At 65.0% G+C, this 22,970-nt stretch carries 21 protein-coding genes and 1 pseudogene; 13 read left to right on the top strand and 9 right to left on the bottom strand.

All coding sequences use genetic code 11. The annotated features are described in order from the left end of the window. Positions 1 to 48: 48 nt before the first annotated feature. Both EN857_RS04130 and EN857_RS04125 read right to left on the bottom strand, forming a co-directional pair. Positions 49 to 1,251: a cytochrome-c peroxidase gene (locus tag EN857_RS04130; protein ID WP_245478320.1), complete on the bottom strand. Its 1,203-nt coding sequence runs from the start codon at positions 1,249 to 1,251 to the stop codon at positions 49 to 51. A 296-nt stretch (positions 1,252 to 1,547) separates the two neighbouring features. Next, positions 1,548 to 2,000 carry a MarR family transcriptional regulator gene (locus EN857_RS04125; protein ID WP_127284962.1) on the bottom strand — a complete coding sequence of 151 codons (453 nt, stop codon included), beginning with the start codon at positions 1,998 to 2,000 and terminating at the stop codon, positions 1,548 to 1,550. A 103-nt stretch (positions 2,001 to 2,103) separates the two neighbouring features. Between EN857_RS04125 and EN857_RS04120 the strand changes: the two genes are divergently transcribed. The 3 genes from EN857_RS04120 to EN857_RS04110 all read left to right on the top strand — a co-directional run bounded on the left by EN857_RS04120 (position 2,104) and on the right by EN857_RS04110 (position 5,014). Further along, positions 2,104 to 2,928, top strand: coding sequence for a p-hydroxycinnamoyl CoA hydratase/lyase (locus tag EN857_RS04120; RefSeq protein ID WP_127284963.1), 825 nt, complete (start codon positions 2,104 to 2,106; stop codon positions 2,926 to 2,928). An 82-nt stretch (positions 2,929 to 3,010) separates the two neighbouring features. After that, complete coding sequence (locus tag EN857_RS04115; protein ID WP_127391948.1) at positions 3,011 to 4,501, top strand: AMP-binding protein; 1,491 nt, start codon at positions 3,011 to 3,013, stop codon at positions 4,499 to 4,501. A gap of 63 nt (positions 4,502 to 4,564) precedes the next feature. Then, positions 4,565 to 5,014, top strand: coding sequence for a hypothetical protein (locus EN857_RS04110; protein ID WP_127391947.1), 450 nt, complete (start codon positions 4,565 to 4,567; stop codon positions 5,012 to 5,014). 89 nt (positions 5,015 to 5,103) lie between these two features. Here the strand turns inward: EN857_RS04110 and EN857_RS04105 are convergent, their stop codons facing one another. Continuing rightward, positions 5,104 to 5,775: a phytochelatin synthase family protein gene (locus EN857_RS04105; protein WP_127391958.1), complete on the bottom strand. Its 672-nt coding sequence runs from the start codon at positions 5,773 to 5,775 to the stop codon at positions 5,104 to 5,106. A gap of 184 nt (positions 5,776 to 5,959) precedes the next feature. Here EN857_RS04105 and EN857_RS04100 point away from each other — a divergent pair, with 184 nt between their 5' ends. The 5 genes from EN857_RS04100 to EN857_RS04080 all read left to right on the top strand — a co-directional run bounded on the left by EN857_RS04100 (position 5,960) and on the right by EN857_RS04080 (position 10,018). Then, a complete protein-coding gene (locus tag EN857_RS04100) occupies positions 5,960 to 6,382 on the top strand; it encodes an OsmC family protein (protein WP_128274693.1) in 423 nt (140 codons plus the stop codon). A 13-nt stretch (positions 6,383 to 6,395) separates the two neighbouring features. Next, a complete protein-coding gene (locus EN857_RS04095) occupies positions 6,396 to 6,920 on the top strand; it encodes a hypothetical protein (protein ID WP_127310615.1) in 525 nt (174 codons plus the stop codon). Between the two features lie 104 nt (positions 6,921 to 7,024). Next, on the top strand, positions 7,025 to 7,768 hold the full coding sequence (locus tag EN857_RS04090) for a 2OG-Fe(II) oxygenase (RefSeq protein WP_127393463.1): 744 nt from the start codon (positions 7,025 to 7,027) through the stop codon (positions 7,766 to 7,768). 179 nt (positions 7,769 to 7,947) lie between these two features. After that, a complete protein-coding gene (gene abc-f / locus EN857_RS04085; protein ID WP_127393464.1) occupies positions 7,948 to 9,570 on the top strand; it encodes a ribosomal protection-like ABC-F family protein in 1,623 nt (540 codons plus the stop codon). A 97-nt stretch (positions 9,571 to 9,667) separates the two neighbouring features. Then, positions 9,668 to 10,018, top strand: a complete 351-nt coding sequence (locus tag EN857_RS04080; RefSeq protein WP_127393466.1) for a hypothetical protein — start codon at positions 9,668 to 9,670, stop codon at positions 10,016 to 10,018. An 80-nt stretch (positions 10,019 to 10,098) separates the two neighbouring features. Here EN857_RS04080 and EN857_RS04075 read toward each other — a convergent pair. From EN857_RS04075 to EN857_RS04065, 3 genes and pseudogenes are all read right to left on the bottom strand, one after another. Next, positions 10,099 to 12,703 (bottom strand): annotated as a pseudogene (locus EN857_RS04075) (EAL domain-containing protein). Positions 12,704 to 12,892: 189 nt separating this feature from the next. Continuing rightward, positions 12,893 to 13,786 carry a hypothetical protein gene (locus EN857_RS04070; RefSeq protein WP_127393987.1) on the bottom strand — a complete coding sequence of 298 codons (894 nt, stop codon included), beginning with the start codon at positions 13,784 to 13,786 and terminating at the stop codon, positions 12,893 to 12,895. 94 nt (positions 13,787 to 13,880) lie between these two features. Beyond that, positions 13,881 to 15,548: an acyl-CoA synthetase gene (locus EN857_RS04065; RefSeq protein ID WP_128346957.1), complete on the bottom strand. Its 1,668-nt coding sequence runs from the start codon at positions 15,546 to 15,548 to the stop codon at positions 13,881 to 13,883. A 164-nt stretch (positions 15,549 to 15,712) separates the two neighbouring features. Here EN857_RS04065 and EN857_RS04060 point away from each other — a divergent pair, with 164 nt between their 5' ends. Both EN857_RS04060 and EN857_RS04055 read left to right on the top strand, forming a co-directional pair. After that, positions 15,713 to 17,269, top strand: a complete 1,557-nt coding sequence (locus EN857_RS04060; protein WP_135858020.1) for a serine hydrolase — start codon at positions 15,713 to 15,715, stop codon at positions 17,267 to 17,269. Positions 17,270 to 17,433: 164 nt separating this feature from the next. Next, entirely contained in the window at positions 17,434 to 18,501 is a 1,068-nt protein-coding gene (locus tag EN857_RS04055; protein WP_135858018.1) for a cyclic nucleotide-gated potassium channel, read from the top strand. A gap of 106 nt (positions 18,502 to 18,607) precedes the next feature. Here the strand turns inward: EN857_RS04055 and EN857_RS04050 are convergent, their stop codons facing one another. Further along, complete coding sequence (locus EN857_RS04050) at positions 18,608 to 18,943, bottom strand: hypothetical protein (RefSeq protein ID WP_128346778.1); 336 nt, start codon at positions 18,941 to 18,943, stop codon at positions 18,608 to 18,610. A gap of 95 nt (positions 18,944 to 19,038) precedes the next feature. Then, positions 19,039 to 19,974, bottom strand: coding sequence for a hypothetical protein (locus EN857_RS04045; protein WP_128346777.1), 936 nt, complete (start codon positions 19,972 to 19,974; stop codon positions 19,039 to 19,041). Here EN857_RS04045 and EN857_RS34585 point away from each other — a divergent pair. After that, positions 19,954 to 20,307, top strand: coding sequence for a hypothetical protein (locus tag EN857_RS34585; RefSeq protein ID WP_189379747.1), 354 nt, complete (start codon positions 19,954 to 19,956; stop codon positions 20,305 to 20,307). The two genes, EN857_RS04045 and EN857_RS34585, sit on opposite strands and share 21 nt — an antisense overlap. 110 nt (positions 20,308 to 20,417) lie before the next feature. Here EN857_RS34585 and EN857_RS04035 read toward each other — a convergent pair whose 3' ends face one another. Beyond that, complete coding sequence (locus tag EN857_RS04035; protein ID WP_127283918.1) at positions 20,418 to 20,627, bottom strand: cold-shock protein; 210 nt, start codon at positions 20,625 to 20,627, stop codon at positions 20,418 to 20,420. Positions 20,628 to 21,068: 441 nt separating this feature from the next. On the opposite strand from EN857_RS04035, the gene EN857_RS04030 reads away from it, so the two are divergent. Both EN857_RS04030 and EN857_RS04025 read left to right on the top strand, forming a co-directional pair. Beyond that, a complete protein-coding gene (locus EN857_RS04030; RefSeq protein ID WP_127394101.1) occupies positions 21,069 to 22,190 on the top strand; it encodes a KamA family radical SAM protein in 1,122 nt (373 codons plus the stop codon). Between the two features lie 89 nt (positions 22,191 to 22,279). Next, complete coding sequence (locus tag EN857_RS04025) at positions 22,280 to 22,969, top strand: BA14K family protein (RefSeq protein WP_135858016.1); 690 nt, start codon at positions 22,280 to 22,282, stop codon at positions 22,967 to 22,969. The last annotated feature ends 1 nt before the right edge of the window (position 22,970 follow it).

The following is a 22,970-nucleotide window of genomic DNA, read 5'->3' as shown; positions in this document are numbered from 1 at the left end:
CTGACCGGAGGAAAATCCGCCGGTCCGCGGCATGCACTGTGCCCGCCTTCAATGCCCGGCTTGATCGGCATCCGTCAGCGTGCCGAGGAAGGCGACGATGTCGTCGATCTCGGCGTCGGTTAGCGCCGGCCTGTCGCCTGGTTTCCTGCCGTTGAAAGGCGGATCCGTGTTGAGGTTTCCCCGGTAAGCCCTTGGCAGATCGTCATATTGGTTGATCGTGCCGTCGGCGCTCTTTGGATACCAGCGGCCCGGATCCGTGTCGCGGCTGGCGTAGAAGGCGACGGCATCGCGCAACGTGTGGAAACAGCCGTTGTGGAAGAAGCTCTTTCGCAACGCCACGTTGCGCAGGGTCGGCGTCTTGAACAGGCCGCAATATTCAGCGTGTCCCTTGAGGTCGGTGCGCAGCGGGCCGCACAGGCCGAGATCGACATAGGCCGGATCGGCATTGGCCGGGATCGCTGCGTTGCGCGGCACGCCGATGGCGATCAGCCCGTAATCGGTGAACTGCGGCGGCTCGCCTTTGTTGCTGGGCCGGCTCAGATGACAGCTGGCGCAATTGCCCTTGGCTTCGTCCTCGAACACGGCACGGCCGCGCAGTTCCTGCGCCGAGAGTGTCGCCTTGCCGGCGAGGAAAGCGTCGTAGCGGCTGGAATAGGGGTAGAAATCGGCGCTGCTCTGCTCGAACGTGCCGAGCGCTTCGGCGGCGGCATCGAAGGCGTCGCCCGGCCGCTCGAACACGCCGTCGCCGAACGCCGCCTGGAACTCCTGCGCATAGGCCGCCTTGCGCAACGCCGCCACAACCGCGCCCTCATCCTTGTTGGCCATCTCGAAGGGCGAGAGCAGGGGGATCTTCGCCTGCTCCTGGCCGCGATCGGCGCGGCCGTCCCAGGTCAGTCCGCCGGTCGGACCGTTGTCGACGCTCTCGTCGCCCTCATCCTCGGAATCGTAAAAGTGCTCGGTGAAGGCGGGCGCCGCCTGCAGGTAGCGCAGCGATGGCACCGCGCGCAGGCCCGGCCGGTCGAGATTGGGCCCGCCCATCTCGACCGGTGCCGCCGAGGCCGGCCCGAAGGCGTGGTTGGGATCATGGCAGGAGGAGCAGGCCTGCTTGCCCGAGGCCGACAGCGACGGATCGAAGAACATTTTCCGGCCGAGCGCCGTCAGCGCCTGCGCTCGCGCGAAAGCCTCCGCGCGCGACAGCGGGCCGGGATGGGTGCTGCCCGCGGTGGTCGCCGGTAAGGCGAAGCCGAACATCGCCGCCGTGGCGATCGCGATTGTCAGGCCTTTCCATCGTCTTGTCGGCATAGGCATGGTCCGGTTTGCGCCGGGGCTAGGTGCCCAGTGCAACGGATTGATGACCGGTCGCGAAGCTCAGCAACCGTGTTCGCGGGGAGAATGTCACAAAAGTGACAGTGGCGCTCGATCTGACGCGCTGAGGGCGTGAAGGAAGGAAGCCCGTTACGCCGCTTCCCCTGCAGAACAGATGAATCAATCCGGCAGGATGCGCAGCTATCGGATTGTTTTGCCTAGAGTTGGGAGCGCGCCGGCGCTCACTCCGCCTCATCCACCCAGATCAGCCGCAGCAGCCGCAGCAGCGTTGCGCGCTCCTTGCTGGTCAGCCGATGCAGGAAGCGGTCCTCGTGCAGGCGCACCTGACGCCGCCAGGCCGGCATCGCGGCCTTGGCCGCCTCGGTCAGCCGAAGCTCCTGCACGCGCCGATCCTTGGCATGGTCGTCGCGCTCGATCAGGCCGCGCTCCTCGAGCTCGGCCAGCAGCGGCGCCATGTTGGCGCTCTTCATGGCGAGCAGCCGGCAAAGCCCGGCGGCGCGGATGCCCGGCCGTTCGTCGATCAGCGCCAGCATGGCGTAGGTGACGGGGCGCAATTCCGCTTCCGCCATCTCGATGGCGAAATCGTTGAGCGCCAGCGCCGAGGCGCGCCGCAGATTGTAGCCGATCTGCGCGTCGAGCGCGTCCTCGGCGAGGTCGTTGCCGGTTTCGTCCATGTCCGATCGATTGCCGCGATCCGGCCCCTTGTCAAGACAAAAATACTATGCGACATAGCGAAGATAAAAGCTATGTAGCATAGCGATATCGGAGGAGTTGACCATGGCAGAGGAAATCGAAGATACCGTCGCTTTCGATGTCGAGGGCGGCATCGCCTGGGTCCGCTTCAACCGGCCGGCCAAGCGCAATTCGATGAGCCCGGCGCTCAACCGGCGCATGATGCAGGTGCTCGACGAACTTGAATTCCGCGACGATGTCGGCGTTCTCGTGCTCTCCGGCGAAGGCGCCGCCTGGTCGGCCGGCATGGACCTCAAGGAATATTTCCGTGAGACCGAGGCGAAGGGCCAGGGCGCCGTGCGTAAGGCTCAAGCCGAGGCCTATGGCTGGTGGCGGCGGCTGCGCTGGTATCGCGTGCCGACCATCGCCATGGTCAATGGCTGGTGCTTCGGCGGCGGCTATGGCCCGCTGTTTGCCTGCGATCTCGCCTTCGCCGCCGACGAGGCGCAGTTTGCGCTCTCCGAGATCAACTGGGGCATCCTGCCCGGCGGCGGCGCCACCAAGGTGGTGGTCGATCTCTTGTCTATGCGCGACGCTATGTATCATGCACTGACCGGCGAACTGATCGACGGCAGGAAGGCGGCGGCCTGGAAGCTGGTCAATGAAAGCCACCCGCTGGAAGGTCTCAAGGCGCGTGTCGCCGAGGTGGCCGGGATCCTGTTGAAGAAGAACCCGGTCGCGCTCAAGGCCACCAAGGACGCCATCCGCCGCGTCGCCGAGATGACCTACGACAATGCCGAGGACTATCTGGTGCGGGCGCAGGAGGCGGCGAATTCCTTCGACAATGAAGGCCGCAAGGAAGGCATCCGCCAGTTCATCGACGAAAAGAGTTACAAGCCCGGCCTCGGCGCCTACGACAAGGCGAGATGATCCGGTCGATGTGACCTGACACCGGCCGGCGATCGCTGCCGGCCGGCAACCGATACGGCGCGTGACACGGGAGGAGATCGCAATGCCGGCATGGACGACACCGGACCCCATTGCCCTGCATGCCCGCGCGCAGCCGGACCGCCTTGCTTGCGTCGACCTGGCGTCCGGACGCCGCTGGACCTACGCCGCGCTCGACGACGCTATCCAGCGCGCGGTCGCGGTGCTCGAAAACCATGGCGTAGGGCAGGGGCAGCGGGTCGCCGCGCTGGCCCGCAACAGCGCCGACCTCGTCATCCTGCAGCAGGCTTCGATGCGCCTCGGCGCCGTCTTCGTGCCGGTCAACTGGCGGCTTGCCGCACCCGAGCGGCAGGCGATCCTGGCCGATTGCGATCCCGCGCTTCTGGTCCACGACACCGGGCTCGATGTGGCGCCGCCGACCGGCTGCGCGCCGCTCGACGTCGCGCGCTTCCAGGCGGCCGTGGATGAGGCCGAGCCAGCGCCGCGTCGCCCTTTGCCGGAAGCAGACCGGCCGTCGATCATCCTCTACACGTCAGGCACGTCGGGCCAACCGAAGGGCGTCATCGTCACCGAGGCCAATGCCTTCGCCACCGCGGTCAATTTCGGCGTCATCGGCCGCGTCGGCCATGACAGCGTCGTGCTCTGCGACGCGCCGATGTTCCATGTCATCGGCCTGATCACCAATCTGCGCCCGGTGCTGCTCAAGGGGGGCACCGTGCTGGTCTCCTCCGGCTTCGAGCCCGGCGTCACCAACGGCCGGCTCGCCGACCCGGCGCTCGGCGTCACCCATTATTTCTGCGTGCCGCAAATGGCGAGGATGCTGCGCGAACATGCCGGCTTTGAGCCTGCGCGCTGGACATCGCTTGTGGCGCTCTTCACCGGCGGTGCGCCGAACCCTGCCGCCGACATAGCGTGGTGGCTCAAGCAGGGCGTGCCGATGGTCGACGGTTTTGGCATGACCGAGGCCGGCACCGTGCTCGGCATGCCGCTGGAGGCCGAGCGTATCGCCGCCAAGGCGGGCTCGGCCGGCCTGCCGGCGCCAATGGTCTCGCTGCGCATCGTCGATGATGCCGGCAACGAAGTCGCGCCGGGGGAGGCAGGCGAGATCTGGCTCGCCGGCCCCAACATCACGCCGGGCTACTGGAACCGACCGGAGGAGACGGCGCGCGCCTTCAGCGCGGACGGCTGGTTCCGCACCGGCGACATGGCGAAGCGCGACGAAGACGGCTTCGTCACTTTGGTCGACCGCCGCAAGGACATGTTCATCTCCGGCGGCGAGAACGTCTTCCCGGCCGAGGTCGAGATGGCGCTGCTTGCCCATACCGATGTCGCCGAGGTGGCGGTGATCGGTGTCGCCGACGAGCGCTGGGGCGAGGTCGGCCGCGCCTTTGTGGTGCTGAAACCCGGCCGCATGCTCGACCCGGCGGCCCTCGCCAGGCACTGCGTCGCACGCATCGCCCGCTACAAGGTGCCCAAGGAATTTTTCTCCGTGGAAGTCCTGCCGCGCACGGGATCGGGCAAGATCCAGAAGCATCTGTTGCGGGCGCTGAAATAGATAGGCCGGATTCCGGTCCCGTAACATCTTGCTTTGAACACCCCTCCTGCTCCAGGAAGAGGGATGTCCGACAATTACCTGCGATTGGTTTCGTACGATCCGCGCTGGCGCCCCGGCGAGGCGGCAGCCAGGGAGGCGGTGACGATCTTGCGAGATTTGTTTCCGCGGGCCGAACATATCGGGGTCGAATTTGAAAAAGGGGTGACATTCTTCGACGCCGGCGCGAACACGGAAAGCATCAACTGCCCCCTGTGTGGCAGCGATCTCGAGGACTGGTGGGGCGAGGCGATGGACCGGGCGGCGTCATCGGGCTTTGAAGACCTTGCGGCCGTAACGCCTTGCTGCCACGGGCCCACATCGCTCAACGATCTGCGCTATGTATGGCCAGCCGCATTCGGCAGTTGTGCGCTTACGGTCGTCAATCCCGACGAGACCTCGTTGGAAACCAACCAATTGCGGAGGATCGAGCAGGCAATCGGCTCGCAGCTGAAGGCTATTTGGCAGCATCTTTGAGGCCATCGTTCGTCGATCGACCTCGGTTGGATGTAGCGCGAGCCGGCAAAAGCTCCTCGACTTCCGGGCGGAGCAGCGCGCGACCCGATCTACTCGATCAGTAGCAAGCCCCGCTTTTTGTCGCCATCGCTGTCGACGGTGTCCATGGCCGAGAACAGGCGTTCACGCTCGACCAGCCAGGGCTTGTAGCGCTCGTTGACATCGAGCACGAAAACCATGTCCTCGGCTTCCAGATACCCTCCGATCGGAGAAAAATGGCCGCTGCCGGCGCCGAAAATCTTCTCGCGTGTGAAGTTAATGATGTAGCGGCGGTTCGGATCGTTGGCGCGCTTCAAGTGCTCGCGGAACTCTTCGGCGCTCAGGTTGCGCAGCACCGAGACTTTCCGGCTGGTTTTCGTTCGAGCGACCTCGGCAACCTCGTCCAACGTGAGCCCGATGATGCAAAAACCTGTCCAGCATTTGCCGGTGCCCTCAAGCACTTCGGCCTCGGTCGTCTCTTCTTCGCCGATCGAGCGGAATGTGTTGGCGACGCTTGCAGGCCCGCATCGCGAGCTGTTCGATTGCCAGTCGAGGTCGGCCTTGAACGAGGCGGCCACCGGCAGCTTCCAGGCGCTGTCGATCAATGCCGGGGTGCGGATAACCGACGACTGGATAGCGTCCTGCGAGACGGCGGATTGACCGACAGTCAAAAGCGCGCCGCCGCCGAGCAGGCCAACGCCGGCAATGCCTGCAATCAGAGCGAAAGCGAGACCGCGCTTCATTGCCGAACCTCGAGACAGTGCAGCATCAGGACAATGCAACAAGGTGTTGCAGCCTAGCGGAACCAGAGACATCAGTCGATGTTGCGACGTCGGCCCCTCGCGTACCATATAGCGGGGCAGGGCGTGCGCCGCGGCGGCTGCGCCCTCGATTTTTGGCGTGCCGCCGGCCGAAAGGGATACCGCGATGAGTGAGCTCAAGGTGAGGACCCGCGTCACCGGCGCAACCGCTGTCCTGCAGCCGGGCAGCCTGCCGGTCGTCACCACGCCGACCGGCGGCACGGTCGATGTCGTCACCGGCGTCAGCGCGCCGGGCTTCAACCCGCTCGACCTGGTCTATGCCTCGCTCGCCGCTTGCATGGTGATCAGCGCCCGCATCGCTGCCATGCGTCTCGGCGTGGCTGCGCAGCTCGGCGAGGTGCGCGCCGAGGTCGGCGGCGAGAAGGCGGCGGACGAGCCGTCCCGCGTCGTCCGCTTCAACATCAGGCTCGATATTTCAGGCGATCTCGACACGGCGACCAAGCAGCGCATCGTCGAGGACGCAGAGGCGATATGCACCGTCTCCAACACGCTGCGCGCAACGCCAGAATTGCACACGACGCTTCGGTGAGGCGACCGTTCCCATGGCCATGATCCCGCCCATCGACTATTCGACGGCGTCGCAAGAAATCCGAGCCGAGCACGACAGGGAGCTCAGCCTGCGCGGCCGCATGACCAACATGAAGCGCATCCTGCTCCATTCGCCGGCCGCCCATCGCATCTATGCCGAATGGTTCACGCTGCGCGATCTGCTCAAGCCCGCGCTCGACGACCGCGCCATCTGGTTGTTGTCGCACGCGATCTCCGAGACCTGCCGCGCCGAGATCCCCGTCACCTTCTTCCGCCGCGCGCTGATCGATTCCGGCTTCGATCCGGAGGCGATCGAGCCGACCGCCGACGAGGCGTTGCTGATAAAGTTCGGCAAGGCGGTCGCAGCCGATGCCAATGCTGTTCCGGAGGAAGTCTGGGCCGCGCTCAAGGCGCGCTACGACGACACGCTCTTGGTCAACCTCGTCGCCTTCGCCGGCATCATGGTGGCGACCTGCCTGTTCACCAATGCGGTACGGGTGGATCTCGATCCGGAGCTGGAGGGGTATCGCAAGCGGTGAAAGCGCGATCTCCCACAGGAGAGAAGGGAGAGCCCACCTCCGCAGGAATCGGGTGGCCGCCACCTTTCACCCGCCCCACCTTGATCCCATCAAAGGAGGCACCAGTGACCATCCATTCGATAAGCTCGCATCGTAAAATCCGCTCTGCCGAAGCGCGCGTCGCAGCCCAGGACTGGCGCACTCTGACCGGTGAACTGAACGCCCATGGCTGTGCCGTCATGCCCGCGCTTCTCGCCGCCGACGAATGCGCCGAAATCGCCGCGCTCTATCCGCATGAAGAGCATTTCCGCAGCCATGTGGTGATGGCGCGCCACGGTTTCGGCATGGGCGAGTACCGCTATTTCCGATATCCGCTCCCCGATCTGATCGAAGGCCTGCGCACCGCGCTCTATCCGCGGCTGGCCACCGTCGCCAACGACTGGCACGAGAAGATGGGGGTGGCGCTGCGCTATCCCGGCGACCACGCCGCCTTCCTGAAGCGCTGCCATGACGAGGGCCAAACGAAGCCGACGCCGCTCCTGCTGCAATACGGCCCTGGCGACTTCAACTGCCTGCACCAGGACCTCTACGGCGCGCTCGCCTTTCCGTTGCAGGTTGCGGTCCTGTTGTCCGAGCCAGGCGAGGATTTTAAAGGCGGCGAATTCGTGCTCACCGAACAGCGCCCGCGCATGCAGAGCCGCGCCGAGGTGGTACCACTGAGGCGAGGCGACGCGGTGATCTTCGCCGTCCACAATCGGCCGGTGCAAGGCAAGAAGGGGCACTATCGCGTGAACCTGCGCCACGGCGTCAGCCGCTTGCGCTCGGGGCAACGGCATACGGTCGGGATCATCTTCCACGACGCGAAATAAAGACGGGGCGCCGAAGCTGCTGATCTCCCCCCACGAGGGGGGAGATCGGCTGTCGCCGCCGCCCTTCGCCAATCTCCAATGTCTCATCTGCGGCGCTTCTGCCTCTTCCCTCGCCGCCTTCATTCGGGTAAGCGCTCGGGCAAATCCCGCCACATCAGCGCATTTATCCGGACCGTCCTATGATCCGTCTCGAAAACATCGGCAAGCAGAACGGCCGTCAGATCGTCTTCATCGAAGCCTCGGCCGCCTTGCAGAAGGGCGAGAAGGTTGGCCTCGTCGGCCCGAACGGCGCCGGCAAGACGACGCTCTTCCGCATGATCACCGGGCAGGAACTGCCGGACGAAGGCCAGGTCCAGGTCGATCGCGGCGTCACTATCGGCTATTTCAGCCAGGATGTCGGCGACATGGAAGGCATGAGCGCCGTTGCCGAGGTGATGGAGGGCGCCGGGCCGGTGAGCGCGGTCGCCGCCGAGATGCGCGAACTCGAGCATGCCATGGGCGACCCCGACCGCGCCGACGAAATGGACGCCATCATCGAGCGCTACGGCGAGTTGCAGCACCGCTTCGAGGAGCTCGACGGCTATGCGCTGGACGGCCGCGCCCGTGAGGTCCTGGACGGCCTCGGCTTCAGCCAGGAGATGATGGACGGCGACGTCGCGAAACTCTCCGGCGGCTGGAAGATGCGCGTCGCGCTCGCCCGCATCCTGCTGATGCGGCCCGACGTGATGCTGCTCGACGAGCCGAGCAACCATCTCGACCTCGAAAGCCTGATCTGGCTGGAGCAATTCCTGAAGAATTATGACGGCGCGCTGCTGATGACCTCGCACGACCGCGAGTTCATGAACCGCATCGTCACCAAGATCGTCGAGATCGACGCCGGCTCGCTCACCTCCTACTCCGGCAATTACGAGTTCTACCAGGAGCAGCGGGCGCTGGCCGACAAGCAGTTGCAGGCGCAGTTCGAGCGCCAGCAGGCGATGCTGGCCAAGGAGATCGCCTTCATCGAGCGCTTCAAGGCGCGCGCTTCGCACGCCGCTCAGGTGCAGAGCCGGGTGAAGAAGCTCGACAAGATCGATCGCGTCGAGCCGCCGAAGCGGCGCCAGACGGTGACCTTCGACTTCCAGCCGGCGCCGCGCTGCGGCGAGGACGTGGCGACGCTGAAGGGCATCCACAAGAGCTATGGCAGCCGCAGCATCTATGCCGGCCTCGACTTCCAGGTGCGCCGGCGCGAGCGCTGGTGCGTGATGGGCATCAACGGCGCTGGCAAGTCGACGCTTCTGAAGCTGGTTGCCGGTGCTTCCGAGCCTGACCAGGGCACGGTGGCGCGCGGTCCGAGCGTCAAGATGGGCTATTTCGCCCAGCACGCCATGGAGCTGCTCGAGGGCGAGCGCACCTTGTTCCAGACGCTGGAAGACAATTTCCCGCAGGCCGGCCAGGCGCCGCTGCGCGCGCTCGCCGGATGTTTCGGCTTCTCCGGCGACGAGATCGATAAGAAGTGTCGCGTGCTCTCCGGCGGCGAGAAGGCGCGGCTGGTGATGGCGCTGATGCTGTTCGACCCGCCCAACCTGCTGGTGCTCGACGAGCCGACCAACCATTTGGACATGGCGACCAAGGAGATGCTGATCAACGCGCTTTCGCAATATGAAGGCACGATGCTGTTCGTCTCGCACGACCGCCATTTCCTCGCGGCGCTGTCCAACCGCGTGCTGGAGTTGACGCCCGACGGCATCCACACCTACGGCGGCGGCTATACCGAATATGTCGAACGCACCGGGCAGGAAGCGCCGGGGCTGAGGAGCTAGGGAGACGGCGGCCATGACCCGCTACAGTCATCCGGCACGCGATTGCCGGAAGAAGAATTCCGTGTACCCTCCACAATGCTTCAGGGGAGGCTTCGGGATGAGAATTGCAATGTCGGTCGCGTTGGCCGCGACAGTGGCCGGATGCGCGACCTCGCCGGTCGATTATGAAGCGTCGCTTTCGCAGCAGGATCAGAAATGGGCGTCGCCGGAATGCCAGCAAGCCCGCGCGGACGCTTCGGATTACGACGCTCGCGAAAAGAACCACCCGGGCTGGGGGTTCGTCGTGCTCGGCCCGTACGGGTTGGGGATCATAGCAGCCGTCAAGGAGCACGAGCAGAAGCAGCGAAAGGCGTTCGCCCGCGAGGTGCACTTGCAATGCTCGAGCCTTCCACTGCCGAGGGCGTTGCAGGGCGAGTCAAGCCCACAGGCCCCGACGAAATATCCATAGCCGGGATCGGCCTGCTTGGAGACTGGCTGAGGTGCCCGTAAAGGGCTCAGATGGCGCGTAGCCGTCGTGGACGAGGGGCGCTAGCCGACCGCCAGCCATTTGCGCGACTGGGCGAAGGCCTTGAAGGTCTTGGCGTCCATCGGGCGGCCGAAGGCGTAGCCCTGCAGGATGTCGCAGCCCAATTCCTTCAGGATGCGCGCATGTTCCATCGTTTCGACGCCTTCGGCCACCACTTCGATGCCGAGCGACTTGCCGATCTCGATGATCGACGACACCAGCCGCCGTTGCGCCTTTGACCCGGTGATCGGCGTGATCAGCTGGCGGTCGATCTTCAGCCGGCGCGGCTGCAGCTTGAGCAGGCTGACGATCGAGGCATAGCCGGTGCCGAAATCGTCGATCTCGATGTCGATGCCGAGTTCCTTGATCTGCTCGATGTTCCAGGAAACGAAGTCGTCGTTCTCGTCGAGGAAGATCGACTCCACCAGCTCGAACGACACCGTGCCTTGCTTGATGGCGAGCTTGCGCAAACCCTTGATCAGGTCCCTGTCCTCGAGGCGCCTGGCCGAAACGTTGACCGAAACGCGCGGGATGTTGAGATGCGACCAGCGCTCGAAATTCTCCAGTGCCTGCTTGAGCGTGGTGCGGTCGATCAGCGCCACCACGTTCAGCTCCTCGGCCACCTTGAGATAGGCGGCGGGCGCCAGGATGCCGCGGCGCGGATGCTTCCAGCGCGACAACGCCTCGACGCCGACGATCTCCAGCGTCCTGGCGTCGAACTGCGGCTGGTAATAGGCGACGAACTCGTTCCGCTCCAGCCCGCCGAGGATTTCGTCGGCGATCTGCTTGGTCCGGACGATCTCGCTCTGCAGCTCCTCGTTGAAGAACTCGTAGCGATTGCGGCCATGGCTTTTCGCCCTGTAAAGCGCAAGATCGGCATTGACGAGCAACTGCCTGGCGTCGACGCCGTCATTGGCGGCGATGCCGATGCTGACGCCGAACCGGCACTGGTGGCCCTGGTAGGTGACCGGTTGGCGCATCTCCTCGATGATGCGGCTGGCCAGTTCGGCAAGCTTGTCGTCGCCATCCCCATGGGCGACCACCACAAACTCGTCACCGCCGATGCGGGCCACGAAATCGGCGGTTCCGGCGTTGGCCTTGATGACTTTCGAGGCGTGCATCAGCATGGCATCGCCAGCCGCGTGGCCGAGCGTGTCGTTGATCTGCTTGAAGCGGTCGAGGTCGAGATGCAGCAGCGCCGTGCGCCGGCCGCTCTCACCGCTTTCGACCAGCATCTCGTCGAGATAGCGGCGGTTGGGCAGGCCGGTCAGCGAGTCGTGAAGCGCGACATGCTCGATGCGCGCCTTGGCGATCTCCAGCTCGGCGTTCTTCGATTCCGACAGCTGCCGCTCGCGCTCCAGATTTTCGTTGAGCAGCACGTCGCTTGTCACGTCCCATTCGGCGCCGATCATCTTCGGCGTGCCGCCGGTGTCCTGGAAGAACGTGGCGCGCGTGCGGACGTGGCGGACGTCGCCGTCATGATGGATGAGGCGGTATTGCGAGGAGTAGAGGCCCCTGGTCGCCGCAGCCAGGTCGAAATCCCGTCGAGCGCGCTCGATGTCGTCGGGGTGGATCGTTCCCGCCCAGTCATCATAGCCGCGCGGCTCGCTGCCGGCGGCCTTGCCGTAGATCTCGTTGACGCGTTCGTCCCACACCAGTTCGTTGGTGGCGAGGTCGTGCTCCCAGACGCCGATGCCTGAGGCCTCCAGCGCCAGCTCCAGCCGCCCGGACAGGCGCCGCAACTCGGCATAGTTCTTCTGCCTTTCGCCGAACAGCCGCCCGGCCACCAGGATCGGCAGCACCACCAGCACGCCGGCGAGCGCCATGAGGGCCAGCAGGGTCCGCTCATTCTTCGGCGCCGCTGGCCAGCCGCCCTTGGGAATGGCCGAAATCCGCCACGAGCCTGACGGCACCTCCACTTCGGCTGTCACCGGATTGCCGGCGACGACATTGTCGCCGCCGAAGAAACGTTCGCCGCTGCCACCCAGCGCGTCCTTGCCGGTCAGCGCCACATCGATGTCTATGGCGGGGTCGGTAAGGCCGCTTGCCGCGTAGAGCCGGTCGACATCGACAACCGCCGAAATGATGCCCCAGAAGCGGTCGCCACCGCCCGCCGTCGGCACGAAGACCGGGATGCGGCCGATGAAGCCGCGCCCGCCTTGCGCCAGATCGACTGGACCGGCGAACACCAGCTCGCGCCGATCGCGCGCCCGCAGCGCTGCCGTGCGTTGCGCCTCGTTCTTGCGGTAATCGAGCCCGATCGCCTTCTCGTTGCCCTTCATCGGGTACATCAGCGAGATGATGAGGTCGGGCGCGCCGGCGATGTTGCGCAACTGCGACTTCTGCTCGAACAGATTGCCGGCAAGCGAGGCAAATCTCTGCTGGCCCAAATAGGGCTCGGTGACGATGGCCGATACCAGGCCCTGGGTGAGCTGAAGATTGCCGTTGATGTTGCCCTCGAGCTTGGCCCGGATGATGTTGACCTTGGCCAGGACATCGGCGCGCCAGCTGATCGGAGACCTTCCTGTTCTGCTGGTCGGCAACGACGGCGCAGACCAAAAGCACGACGAAGGCTATCGCCGCCGGCAAGTTGGCGAGGGAAAAAACGGCCTGCCTGACGCGGCCTATGCTGAAACCCGTTCCGGCCAAATCGACCCGAATACCTTTCCTGGACAATGGCCCATCGGTCGAACTTAGTAGAAAGTGCTTAAATTTAGACTTCCATGCGGGCCAGAAGTTTCAGTATTGGTCCCATTGCTGCAGGCACAGCAACCGGAGGAGCTGAAGGGGAAGCGGGGCGCCGAAGCCGCGCCGCGCCTACTTTCCCGCCATGTGATCGGCGAGCTCCTGCGCGTGGGCAAGCAGGGCAGGGAAGGCCGGGTCGCCGGGCAGATGCTCGCCCATGCAGGCGCGGTAGTCGCCGTCGCCTTTTTCCCAGGCGGCGTTGGCGGCATCGTAGGCCTTTTCGTCCTTGAGCTCCGAAGCCTGGTAGGCCTCCTGGAATTTCTGGGCGGCGGCGTCGGCCGCGGTCCACAAGGCATCGCAGGCCGCGATCTTCGGGACGGGCGGTGCCGCTGGCGCCTCGGCGATCAGCACGCGATCGCCCTTGACCAGCGTGACGATCACCTGCTGGTCGTAGATCGGCCCGACATCCTGGGTCCAGCCGCCAAGCCGCGCGAACGCCATGTCGGCGCCTTCCGGTTTCTTCAGCGGAAAGTCGAGCGTGCTGACGAAGGCGGCGTCGGCGCCGATGGCCTGGGTGTAGAAGGCGTCGAGCTTCAGCGCCGCGTCGATGCCGGCCGGCAGCCTGAGGTTCTCATCGGTCTCGTCGGCCCTGGACTTGAGCCACCGCTCGGCAAGCCCGCGCGTCGTCGCGACAAGGCTCGGGCCGTCGTCGCTGGCAGTGTATCTCAGCCCGTCGAGCATGCCGAAACCGATATCGGAGTCGCTGAGGCTCTGCAGATTGATCGTGCCGGCTGCCGGAAAATCCTTTACCGCCAGCGGGCCGAGCAGGGCCGAAAGACGCGTCTGGAGATCGGCCATCGCCTTCGTATTCTGGGCATCGAGCGTTTCCACGGCAGCGTTCGCGCTTTCCTGTGCTGCGATGTCGGCAATCGCCTTGTCGCGCGCGGCGATATAGTCGTCCTCCGGCGAGGCAGCGAGTGCCGCGCTGCCCGCAAGCATGAAGAGAAGTGTCCAGATCAACCGCATGACATAGCCCCCAAGTTAGCGATCAAAAGCCCTTGCGAGCCTTCGCCCGACTTGGCGGCTTTTGCGTGGCGGAAATCAGCGGGTCGCCAAATCTTTATCCGGCCTTCCGCTTCTCCACTTCCGCCTTCCTGAGCAGGAACCGCTGGATCTTGCCGCTCGGCGTCTTCGGCAGTTCGGTCACGAACTCGACCTCGCGCGGATAGGCATGCGCCGAGAGCCGTTTCTTCACATGCTGGGCAAGCTCCTCGGCCAGCGCCTCGCTGCCTTTGAAGGCCGACGCCAGCACGACGAAGGCCTTGACGATCTCGGTGCGCTGCGGATCGGGCACGCCGACCACCGCCGCCTCGTTGACCGCCGGGTGCTCGATCAGCGCGCTCTCGACGTCGAACGGCCCGATGCGGTAGCCGGCCGAGGTGATGACGTCGTCAGCGCGGCCGATGAAGGAGACCGAACCGTCCGGCTCGTATTCCACCGTGTCGCCGGTGCGGTAATAGCCGCCGGCGATCGTCGGCGTCTCCGCCTGGTGGTAGCCTTCGAACCAGCGCAGCGGCGATTTGGCGATGTCGACGGCGAGGATGCCCGGCTGGTTCGGGCCAAGCTCGTTACCCGCCTCGTCCAGAACCACCATGCGATAGCCCGGCATGGCAAAACCTGCCGAGCCAGCGCGCACGCTGTGCGCCAGCCCATGATGGTTGTTGACCATCATGCCGTTCTCGGTCTGGCCGTAGTGGTCGTGGATCGGCGCGGCGAGGTTGGCATCGAACCAGCGGATCACTTCCGGGTTGAGCGGCTCGCCGGCGCTGCTCACCACGCGGAGCTTACCCTTGACGCGAGCGGCAGCCGCGGCGCCTTCCGCCATCAGCAGGCGATAGGCGGTGGGCGAGCCGGCAAGGCTGGTAACGCCCAGCCGCTCGATGATGTCGTAGGTGCTTTTGGCGTTGAAGGCGCCTTCGTAGAAGGTGGTGGCGATGCCGAGCTGCAAGGGGCCGGTGATGGCGTAGTAGAGCCCGTAGGCCCAGCCGGGATCGGCGATGTTCCAGAACACATCCCCGGGCCGCAGCCCGATCGCGTCGCGCATATAGGCGCCGAAGGCGAGCAGGGCGCCGAGCGGCACCGGCACGCCTTTTGGATGGCCGGTCGTACCGGAGGTCGACATCATCATGAACAGGTCCGAGCCTTTGCGCATCACTGGTTGGCAATCGAGGGAGGCGGCGGCAACGGCAGCGCGGAGATCGATGTCGCCGGCGGGCAGGGCCTCGCCCGCGCCAAGGATGGTGGCGATACGCGGATGGTTCTCCACCTCGTCGAGTTTGCCGCGATTGGCCGGATTGGTGACCACCAGCTTTGCCTTGCTGTAGCTCAGGCGATGCTCGATCGCTTTCGGCCCGAAGGCGGTGAACAGCGGCTGGTAGACCGCGCCGATGCGCCAGGCGCCGAGGATCAGCGCCACCAGCTCGGGAATGCGCGGCAGCATGCCAGCGACGACGTCGCCGGGGCCGACGCCAAGCGCCTTCAGCATATTGCCGTCGCGCCCCGACATGTCGGCGAGATCGTCGAAGGTAAACTCGCGCAACTCCCCGCCCGCCGAGATGGCGCGCAGCGCCAGCCGGTTTTCGCCGGTGTAGCGGCCGCAGCACTCGACATAGGCATTGATGCCAGTCGCCGGATCGCCATGCAGCCGGGCGACTTCATCCTCGATGCGGAAGCGCTCGACGGCGTCCTCGTAGCGCGGCAGGCTGGGCGCCGCTGGCGTCTTGGTCATCGCAATCCTCCCTCAACGGCTTGCCATCTTTCCATGGCAGGTCGCTCGGTGCAGCTTGCCCGAAATCCGCGCCGGGGTCGATTGCGGCGAAAGTCGATCGCGGCTTGGCCGCGCCAGCGCCGGCCTGTAGCATGGCCCGGTGAATGCAGGGAGGGAGGGGCGCGATGCGGCTTGATCGGAATCTCTGTCATTTGAGGATATGGGCCGCCATCGCCGTGATCGCGCTTTTGCCCTGTGCAGCGTCGGCCGACCCCATCACGCCCGAGCGCATCGCCGCTTCCTTGCCAAAGCTCGAAGCGCTGGCCGAGGCCGCCGTGACGGACGGTGCCGTCCCCGGTCTGGCCATCGCCGTCGTGCATGGCGACGAGGTGATCTTCCTCAAGGGGTTCGGTCATCGCGAGGCCGGCAAACCCGAATCCGTCGACGCCGACACAGTGTTCCAGATCGCATCGCTGTCCAAGCCGGTCTCCGCCACCATCGTCGCGGCATTGGTCAGCGATGGAGCCGTGTCCTGGAACTCCAAGATCGCCGATCTCGATCCGGCTTTCCGCCTTGCCGAGCCCTATCCGACCAGCGAGCTCACCATCCGCGACCTGTTTTCACACCGCAGCGGCCTACCGGGCACCGCCGGCGACGATCTCGAGGACATCGGCTACGACCGCGCCGAGATCCTGCACCGCCTGCGCTGCGTGCCGCCGTCGTCGAGCTTTCGCGCCGGCTATTCCTACAGCAACTTCGGGCTGACCGAGGGGGCCGTCGCGGCCGCAATGCCGACAGGCAAGTCCTGGGAGGAGGTCGCCGAGGAAAAACTCTACCGTCCCCTCGGCATGGCCTCGACCAGCTCGCGTCATGCGGATTTCGTCAAGCACGCGAACCGCGCCGCACTCCACGTCAGGGTCGATGGCGCCTGGGCCGCGAAGATCAGGCGCGATCCGGATGCGCAGGCGCCCGCCGGCGGCGTCAGCTCCACCGCGCGCGATCTCGCGCAATGGGTGCGCCTGCTGCTGGGCGACGGGGTCTATGCCGGCAAGACGCTGATTGCCGCCGATGCGCTGGACCAGACGCATGTGCCGCTGATGACGCGCGGCAAGAACCCGGCGTCCGGCGGCGAGTCCTTCTACGGCCTCGGCTGGAACGTCGAATTCGGCCGGCACGGTTTGAGCTGGGGCCATGCCGGCGCCTTCAGCGTCGGGGCGCGTACCCTGGTGACGATCTTCCCGAAGGAGAAACTTGGCATCGTCATCCTCGCCAACGCTTTTCCGACCGGCGTCCCCGAAGGGCTGTCCGACAGCTTCGCCGATCTCGTCTTCGACGGTGCTGTCGACAGGGACTGGGTCAAGGCATGGGGCACGATCTATTCCGGCATGTTCGGTCCGGTTGTCGAGGCGGCCAAGGCCACCTTTGCCGCGGCACCGTCGCCCTCGAGGCCGGCCCGACCGGCCAGCGCCTATGCCGGCCGCTACGCCAACGACTTCATCGGCGAAGCGGACGTGTCGAGCGCGGGAGACAGCCTTGTCCTCAAGGTCGGGCCAGCCGGCGCCCGGTCCTATTCCCTGACGCATTTCGACGGCGACCTGTTCCTGACCTACCCCGATGCCGAGATGCCGGACAGGCCGACGGGCGTCAGCTTTGCCGTCGGCCCCGATGGCAAGGCATTGGCGATCACCATCGGGTTTCTCGACGACAATCATCTCGGCACGCTGCGGCGGGTGGGCGACTAGATTGGCCGAAATAGGTCGTCGGCCTGCCTGTTCACGCCGGGTCGCGAAGCAATCGCGGACTGTTGGTTCACCGTGTTGATGCACGTCGCGGCGATAGCAGGCACCTTTGCGCTTGCCTTGAAGGCATTCTATTTTGCAGGGTGGTAGCGGCTCGTGGGCATAAAATGTCGGTACTGCCTTTCCTGAGAATTTACGCGCCGCTCAACGCGGTGCTGGCTGCGCCTGGGCTTCTGGCGGTGGCTGCGCTCACGATACCCGACATGTCCGGACGCAGCAGACTGGCCCTGGCTGCCGTCCTCGCTGTCATTTGGGGCGCCTATCTTCTGCAACTGGCTGGGACGCTGCTCAAGCGCCGGGCGGGAGACGTGCGGAACAGGACGCCTGAAATCGCCATCGATGTGCTCGCGGTCTTGGTTCCACTCGCCGCATTTCTGCTCGTCCGTACGCCCGACCGCAGCCTCTACTGTGCTGTTTGGCTGCTGAAACCGCTGCGCGACTCCACTTTCTTCCCGGTGCTGGGCAGGGTGCTGGCCAACGAAGCGCGCAATCTGATCGGCGTCACCACGCTCTTCGGCGTCGTTCTGTTCGGCGTCGCGCTCGCGGCCTATGTCATCGAGCGCGACATCCAACCGGAAAAGTTCGGCAGCATCCCCCAGGCAATGTGGTGGGCGGTGGTTACGCTGTCCACCACCGGCTACGGCGACGAGATTCCGCAAAGCTTCGCCGGCCGCGTCCTTGCCGGGTTGGTCATGATGAGTGGCATCGGTATCTTCGCGCTCTGGGCCGGCATTCTTGCCACCGGCTTCTATCAGGAAGTCCGTCGCGAGGATTTCGTCCGCAATTGGCGATTGGTCGCCGCCGTCCCGTTGTTTCAGAAGCTCGGCCCGGCCGTGCTGATCGAGATCGTGCGCGCGTTAAGACCGCGCACGGTGCCCGCGGGCGCCGTGATCTGCCGCATTGGCGAGCCTGGTGATCAGATGTTCTTCGTCGCGGAGGGGCGCGTCAGCGTCGCGACGCTGAGCCCGGTGGAGCTTGGCCCTGGCGCCTTCTTCGGTGAGATGGCGCTGATCAGCGGCGAACCGCGTATGGCAACCGTCAGCGCCGCAACGGCGGTCTCGCTCCTGTCGCTGCACTCGGCGGATTTCCAGATGCTGTGCAGCAGCAGCCCGGAGATCGCGGAGATCATCCGCAAGACCGCGCTCGAGCGGCGCGGCGCGGCACCGATGGCTTGACCGCAGCAGGTGTTCATCGATCCTGAGTCCTCACGAAGAGGATGCGACGGGAAGGTTGCCAATTGCCTGCCGATGCCGATCCTTGCTGCGACACGCAGTATTGGCTTCAACGTGGGAGTAGCAAGGAGGAGACCTTGATGCGAGGCGCGAAAAAACAGCGCAGATACGGCTGATTGGTTATGACGTATGTATTCTCGCAGATGTGGTATTGGCCGTCCGGGGATTCCTGGACACGCTCGCGCGGTATGGTGAAGCCATGCGGCAGGTAGGTGTACCCGCCGTCGGTCCTTGACTGAACCGAGGACTGAGGTATGGCGCGGCAATCATGACCACCGCAGCACTTGAATTTCGTCAGCGGGTCAATCTTGTCTTCGTACCAGTCATGCGCGTTGGCGCCCGTCGTGGCGGCGATACATATTGCCGAGAAGATGAGCCGTCGCATGGCGTTCCTCACGCATTCGGCGGGCGCTGCTCGCTCGCGCGTCCATGTGCAGGTGACGCTTCACTGAAAATAGCATGCTCCCGCCCGTCGTCCACTCACGACGCCTGCCCGTAGCGGAGCAGTTTGAAGCAATCGCCGCTGCCCGACTTCGTCTGCGCCAGCAGCGGTTTCGAGCGCTCGATCCATTCCTGCTGCGACCTTGCATCGGCCTCGATAACCTCGACCGGGGCAAGGGCGACAAAGCCCTTGCCCTTGCTGAACAGCCAGCAGGCGCGGGCGAGAAATCGCCTGCTGCGCTGGCGCAGCAGGTCGGCGTCGTAGAGGATATCGAGCATCTCATGCTTGATCTTGCGCTCCTTGTCGGGATTGGCGACGGCAGCCTCGATCGCCTCGCCGCCGATAGCATCCTGCAGGTCCTTGTAGTCCAGGGCGAGCTGGGTGGTGGCGTATTTGATCTCGTTCTCGTCGCGCACGATGTTGAACCACAGCGTCGGATCGAGCTCGTTGACGACGAACGACGTCTCGAAGTCGCGCGACAGGTTCAGGATGTCGAAGTCGCGGACATCGACGTCGCGCTCGACGAGCTGGATCTTGGCGACCTGCTTGCCAAGCTCGGGTCCTTCGGCGCTGATCGCGGCGTTCTTGCCGCCGAGCTCGGGACTGACATAGGCGCCGCCTTCATCCAGCACCTCGTCGAATTCGCCAAGCGTTTCGACGACGGGCGCGCCACGCGCAAGGCGCGCCGCCAATTTTGCCATGACCTGCTGCAGTTCCGTCTCGCGCCTGCGCTGGTCCTGATAATTCTGCTGGAAGAAGAAGATGAACAGCGACACGCCGATGCCGATCAGGATCACACCCAGCTGCGAAAAGATGTTGCGGTAATATTCCAGCAGCTTTTCACGATGGCGCACGTCGTCGCGCACGCTGTGCGCCACGCGCAGATTGACGATCAGCGACAGGATCAGCAGCCCGGCGCCAACCAGGATGAGGCCGCCGATGAGAAGGTAGCCATGGCCTGCGCTGAAATCCATTGGCTTGCCCCGAAAGCCCAGCCTGCGCAGATTAATACCATTTCGCTCAAATACCTATGGGCAGGGCAGCTTCGTCGCCCGACTTGTACCGCCTACGCCTGTTTGCGCCTGCCCGTTCGCTTCTTCGCCGGCGACCTGGCCGCGGGGCTGGCTGCCTCGACAGCTTGCATGGCAAGCCTGGCCTGCCTCAAGCGTTCGGTCTTTCGCTCGCGTTCGGCCGCTTCACCATCGATGATCTGGCGGGCCGCCCTGGTCGTGGCGTCCTGCTTCGTTTCGATGGCCGTCGGCTTCGGCTTGAATATTCCTTCGGGTACCGGCTGTTGTCGCATATGACGGTCTCCAATGATGAAAAGAAAAAAGGCCGGGCGAAACCCGGCCTCTCCTATGCGCCTCGATGATCGGTGCCAGTACATCCGTGGTCAACGACCAGAAGCGCAATCTCCTTACGCGGCCTGAAGGTTCTCCGCCGAACTCTTGCCGTTGCGGTTGTCCTTCACGATTTCGAAGCTGACCTTCTGTCCCTCGACGAGGGACCGCATGCCGGCGCGCTCGACGGCCGAGATGTGCACGAAAACATCGGGCTGGCCGTTGCCGACCTCGATGAAGCCAAAACCCTTGGTGGCATTGAAGAACTTCACGGTTCCAGTATTCACGACGATATCCTTTCAATCATCCATAGATAAACTGCTCGCCGCACAGCCTGCGCGGCAAACGATTTCAGATCGATTTTGAGAGGAAGATCGCCGAGAGCGCGGATTGCGCCAGAACAAGGTTCAACAAGCAAGATCGATACTTGCAACATAGAGCGTTGTGGGTCCGCGAACAAGGCGTAGTGTGAAAATAATTCTTTTTCTCAAAAAGATAGGCCGGTTTCGGTTTGGCTATTTTCATCCGCCTGGAGTGACTCGGCCACCATGGGCCAGGGGTCGGAGACACCAGCCAGGCTGTCAATCTACCCCAAGCTCGGAAGATGCCCGCAGGGCGGAGAGAGGCGCGAAGGATCGCCGCGATCGACCAACGGCAGCGACAGGCAGTTGACCCGGCCGGCCATACGCTCGATAGCTGCGCGCGAACCGCTGCCGAGCAACTCCCCGATGACGACAGACGCCAAATTCAACGACATGAAGGCAAGCGATCAGCGCGCCGCCGATCCCGCCTGGCAGGACGATGTCCGCGCCGGCGTGCGCCATGTGCGCGATCTCGCCGCGCTGCCGCTGTCGCCCGCCGAGCGCGCGGCCGCGCAGGAAGCCGCGGTGAACCACAAGGTGCGCATCCCAAAACCCTATCTCGACCTTATCGACTGGAACGACCCGAACGACCCGATCCGCGCGCAGGTGATCCCGTCGCCGGACGAACTGGCCGAGGCGGAAGGCGAGCTCGACGATCCGATCGCCGACCATGCCTACAGCCCGGTGCCGCGGCTGACGCATCGCCATGCGGACCGGGTGCTTTTGTTCCCGACCTATCAATGCGCGGTCTATTGCCGCTTCTGCTTCCGCAAGGAGTCACTGACCTCGATCGGCCGCGGCTACACCCGAGAAGCACTCGAAGAGGCCTTCGCCTATATTGCCGATCACCCTGAGATCCGCGAGGTGATCCTAACCGGCGGCGACCCGCTGTCGCTGCCCGACAAGGCGCTTGGCGAAATCCGCGCCCGCATCGAGGCGATCCCGAATGTGCGGCTGTTGCGCATCCACACCCGCGTTCCCGTCGCGCTGCCCTCGCGCATCACCGCCGGGCTGGTCGCGGCGCTGGAGGGCAGGCTGATGGTGACGGTGGTGACGCACTTCAATCACCCGCGAGAGATCACCGACGCTACCGAAGCCGCTTGCCGCCGGCTTAGGCAGGCCGGCTTCGTGCTGCTCAACCAGAGCGTCCTGCTCAAAGGCGTCAACGACAGTGTCGAGGTGCTGGAGGAGCTCTGCCGCGAGCTGATATACCGGCTCGGCGTCAAGCCCTACTACCTCCACCACGGCGACCTCGCGCGCGGCATGGCGCATCGCCGCACGACCATCGCCGAAGGCCAGGCGCTGGTGAGCGCGCTGCGAGCGCGCCTCTCCGGCATCTGCAACCCGACCTATGTCATCGACCTGCCCGAAGGCGGCGGCAAGGTGCCGCTGGGACCGAGCCACATCGAGGGGTGTGACGGAGAGACCTGGCGCATCCGCGGACAGGATGGGAAGGCGAGGGCGTACAGGGAGGTGGTGAGGGAGTAAGTTCGCTAGAAGCGCTTGCCTCTGGCTCCTCCGTTGGAACCAGCCTTACGGCTCCGCATTTTATGAGCGGGGGCTGAAGGAAGCGTGGCGTGAAACCTCTGTTGGGAATTCTGGGCGGCTTCGTGCTGACCCTCACGATCTTCGCCAGTGGCCTGGCCTTCGCCACCTGGCTGCTGGCCGCCAAACCGGTAGGCGTGGTCGCGCCGAGCCAAAGCGTGGCCGAGCTGTGGACCAGAAACGCCGAGCCGGTCGGCGCGGCCAAGCAGGCTCTCGAGCGCGTTCCCGCCCGCCCGGTTCCGGCCGACCCCAAGCCCGCCGATGCCGCAAAGCCCGAGATCGGGCCCGAGGTGACCGCCTCGATCGAACCGCAGGCGGGCGAGGCGCCGGCCGCCGCCGGGGAAGGCGCGGAGGCCACGATGGACCTGCCGGCCTCTCATGTCGAATGGTGCGAAAGCCGCTACCGCTCCTATCGCCTCGACGACAATAGCTACCGATCCTACAGCGGCGAGCAGCGCCCCTGCGTCTCGCCCTACCTCGACGCCGGCGCCGCCGACCAGGGTTACGTCAAGCTGCGGGACACTTCCATGAAGGCCGCCGCGATGGATCGCTTCGCCACCACCTATCAGGGCTGGCCGGGCGACGACACGTCGGGCGACGGCGCGTCAGCCGGGGTTTCAGCCGACCATATCGACTATTGCTTCAGCCGCTACCGCTCCTACCGCCCGGAAGACAACAGCTACCAGCCCTACGACGGCGGCCCGCGCCAGCAGTGCGAGTAGG

The organism is Mesorhizobium sp. M4B.F.Ca.ET.214.01.1.1 (genome assembly GCF_004791545.1).
In the GTDB taxonomy this organism is placed as follows: Bacteria; Pseudomonadota; Alphaproteobacteria; order Rhizobiales; family Rhizobiaceae; genus Mesorhizobium; species Mesorhizobium abyssinicae.
This window is presented reverse-complemented; position numbering and strand designations above follow the sequence as displayed.